We start from the raw sequence: 3898 nt of genomic DNA, 5'->3' as shown, positions 1-3898 counted from the left end.
GCGCCAAGCCTCCTCGTCCGCTTGCGCTACCTGCGGGGTCTCGTCTGTCTCGCTTTTCCCGCTGGAGTCGCCGCCTTCCACTACAATCATTCTCCTTTTAAAAATCAACAGTAATAACAATATATTTTTAAAAATAAATATAAAAAATCGTCCGATCTTAAACTGAAAGTACACACCTAAGTTTAGATTGGATATTAAACAAGAATACATCATTGAACAAACTTCACTTCCACTGAAAATCACACCTTTACATTTATATGTTTAGCGTTAGTTCCACCGAGGAAATTCTGTTTTAGCATGTTAGTCTCCATATACTAATAAACACTATGAATACTGGGTTCTTGGCACTCTATAGTTATATACTTTCTTATTTTGTAAAAAAATGCTTGAAGTGCCAAAAACCTTCTGTTTTCTGTACCACTCCGCATTTTTCTTCGCTTTCCTCCCCGCTAAAGCAGTGGGCTTCCAGCTCAGGAAAGTCTGTGAAGTCACGACTGACTTAATACGACGATCTTCATAAAGTTAGTGAACTCGACAAAGGACTCTCCTTGTTAAACTACCCTAAGATACTCTTTTTTTGTCAGAAAGATAGGTCAATATTAATTTTTCTTACTGCAAAGAAGATTTTTTTCTTTGGTAAGACCACTTTTGGTATTGGAAACGCACGAGACATCCAATACAAAAACCTTGTATTGCTAAAAACGCTGCTACACCGACCATAATTGTTGCCATGTTAAATAATATCATCCAATTCATTAAGTAACTTAAACAAGCGATAGTTAAAAATCCTACTGCCAACCATTGGTTAAAACGTAGTTGACCATAATCTTCTTGGATATATTGATTTATTGGTTTAGTTAAAAAACGCTTAACTATTGCTACAATTGGATGAAACCCTGTAAGTAAACTTAGAAGACCGGAGATTAAAGGAACCAGTAAAATCCATGTTGATTGAGCAATAAGGGCAATGACTACGGATAATACAATTGTCCATTGATTAGCTAAAACGAGAGGCTTTGGAATTGTTTTCATTTTTATCCCTACTATTCTTATTGGTTTTAATGTATTATATGACTGTTTTTATAATTTGTAAATATATCAGCATGTTTACTTTGATATTTCCCGGGAAATCGACAAAAAAAGCTGATTTCAATTAAGAAACCAGCTTTTTAACATTTTACGCCATTTCCGCCAAGCGGTCTTTCCTTTTCAATAATCATCTTCTAAAACAGCATATATAAAATGATCTTCCCACTCCCCATTAATAAATAATAGCTGTCGGTGTAATCCTTCTCTTTGAAATTTAGCTTTTTCCAAGACTCGAATTGATCCACTATTACGGGGCGAGACATATGCTTCAATTCGATGCAACCCTAAGTGTTCCATTCCATACGTCACAAGCAAATGAACTGCTTCAGTAGCAATTCCTTTTCCAACACACATTTCATCTATTGAATAACCGATAAAAGCACTTGAGAATGGTAGTCGTTTAATACTGTACATGGATATATGACCAATTAATTTGTTTGTTTTCCATTCATATATCCCGAAGCTAAATTCGCGTTTATTCTTTGTATGATGCAATGACTCCAGTATCTTTTCACGTTGAACAGCTATTGTAAAATAGGAATCCTGATGCCTAGGCTCAAAAACAGACCAATATACACGGTTTTTCCCAACAAGATTTGCTAAGTCTGAAGCATCTGACTCCTGTAAAGTTCTTAAAAAGCATGTTTTACCTTCAAGTACAATCATTAAAGTTCACCCTTTTGATGAAGTTAATACTAAAAATTCCTCTACATCTTTAATACAAAGTGCAATTCCTTTTTCCCAGAAAGCATGCTGAGATATGTCCTCACCTAGATGTTTCATCGCTAAATCTTCAACTGACATAATTGCTGTGTCTTGGAGTAAAGCGATATACTTCTCTTCAAAATTACTACCTTCTTCAATTGCTTTTGCATATATACTTAAGCTGAATAAATACCCAAATGTGTAAGGGAAATTATAGAATGGGACACGTGAGATATAGAAATGTAGTTTGGATGCCCAGAAATGAGGATGAACGTCACCTAATCCATCACCAAATGCCTCGCGTTGAGCTTCTTCCATTAATTTATTTAAACGGCTTGCTGAAACAAGACCTTTTTTTCGTTCATCGTAAAATCGAGTTTCAAACAAGAAACGAGCATGAATGTTCATAAAGAATGCTACACTTCTTTGTATTTTGTCTTCTAATAATGATAATTTTTCATCAGCTGTTTTTGCTTCTTTTACTGCAGCATCCGCTACAATCATTTCAGCAAAAGTTGAAGCTGTTTCAGCCACTCCCATTGCATATTGACGATTCATCCAATGTACAGGTCGAAGTGCATGTGAGTGAAAAGCATGACCGAGTTCATGAGCTAATGTTGCAACATTAGACATCGTACCGCTATACGTCATAAAAATACGAGACTGCTTGGACATAGGCATTCCCGTGCAGAATCCACCAGGTCGTTTATTTGGTCTATCTTCTGATTCAATCCACTCATCTTCAAAAGCTTTACGTGAAAACTTCTCAAGCTCGGGCCCAAATTTGCCAAAGTGATCTAAAATAAACTCTGCTCCTTGCTGGAACGAAACTTTTTGTGTTGATTGAGTAACTGGTGCATCTAAATCATACCAGTGCATAGCGTCTGCACCTACTAATTCTGCTTTTCGCTTTAAGTATTCAACAAATGGTGCTTTATGAGCGCTAATAGCTCCCCACATTGCATCTAATGTTTCTTGCTTCATCCTATTCATATGTAAAGGTTCTTTTAATACTGAATCCCACCCGCGTTTCTTATAAGTAGCCAGTCGGAATCCTGCCATATGATTTAAAGTTTTTGCAAAGAAATCTTCTTTTTCTGTCCAAGCTTGTTCTAAAGCTTCGAAGGAATCTCTCCGAACTGTGGCGTCTGAATGAGAACTTAAGTTACTTGCTTGGCCATAGGAGAACTCTTTTTCTTCTCCATCCACTGTTATACGAATTTTTATATCCCCTACTAACAAATCATACAGTTGTCCCCATCCGTGATACCCATCCACACTAAGGACAGTGATCATGTCCTCTTCCTTCTCTGAGAGTAATTCTTTTGCTTCATTTCTCCATTCATTAAGAACGAATGTAAACTCTTTTAATTCCTCATCTTCCATTAATGAAATCCAGATTTCATCTGTAGTTTTAGATAGTTTTTGTTGAAGGACTAACATAGAAGATGACAATCGAGCAGAATGCGACCCAATTTCGCCCTGTAATATGTTTGCTTGTTTATCTGTCGTATCTTGAGCTAGAAAGCAACCAATTACTGCTCCGGCCTGTGATAAATTTTCAGCTACTTGTTTTGTTTCTTCAATAATAGACACAATTTTACTAGCATCCGATTTGTTTTTTGGTACATCAAATTTTGATAATGTGAGCTCAAATAAATCTAACTTTCTTTTTAACGATTCTAAGTGTTCTTTAAGTTCAGGAGATGAACTTCCTCCTTTAAAAAAAACATCTAAATCCCATACTTCAGAATAAATTTTTGTGGTCAAAATTTCCCCTCCATGTCTATCTAAATTTTTCCAAAAACACTTTGTAATTATATCATGCTTCTTCCCCTTTCGAAACATCAGTATTAGAATTTGATATTAGTTTTCTGTATCCATTTACACTTGTATATTATGCTCAAGAATTCTTTTTAATGGTTTGTGTGTGTTTTATTTAACATTTATTAAGTAGCATATAACTATTGCATTTTTTATGGTTCCGCGTATCATTCTTTAGTAGTTCATTGTTTATATAAGTTATTACTTCATTCTATTCTTGATGTGTCCATTCCCTCAAAAGTTAGTACAAGATTTGTGTTAGCCCGACTTTCGGCAGTTT

The 3898-nt window shown here is 35.5% G+C and carries 3 protein-coding genes; all 3 read right to left on the bottom strand.

Translation table 11 applies throughout. The annotated features are described in order from the left end of the window. Nucleotides 1-609 precede the first annotated feature (609 nt). The 3 genes from B371_RS0101170 to B371_RS0101160 all read right to left on the bottom strand — a co-directional run bounded on the left by B371_RS0101170 (nt 610) and on the right by B371_RS0101160 (nt 3564). Nucleotides 610-1032, bottom strand: coding sequence for a DUF4395 domain-containing protein (locus tag B371_RS0101170; RefSeq protein WP_019412499.1), 423 nt, complete (start codon nt 1030-1032; stop codon nt 610-612). 177 nt (nt 1033-1209) lie between these two features. Next, nucleotides 1210-1755, bottom strand: a complete 546-nt coding sequence (locus B371_RS0101165) for a GNAT family N-acetyltransferase (RefSeq protein ID WP_019412498.1) — start codon at nt 1753-1755, stop codon at nt 1210-1212. Nucleotides 1756-1761: 6 nt separating this feature from the next. Continuing rightward, nucleotides 1762-3564: a M3 family oligoendopeptidase gene (locus B371_RS0101160; RefSeq protein ID WP_019412497.1), complete on the bottom strand. Its 1803-nt coding sequence runs from the start codon at nt 3562-3564 to the stop codon at nt 1762-1764. Nucleotides 3565-3898 lie beyond the last annotated feature (334 nt).

It is taken from the genome of Paenisporosarcina sp. TG20, from assembly GCF_000286315.1.
GTDB lineage: Bacteria > Bacillota > Bacilli > Bacillales_A > Planococcaceae > Paenisporosarcina.
The sequence above is the reverse complement of the archived record's forward strand: the minus strand, read 5'-3'. Positions and strand labels throughout refer to the sequence as shown.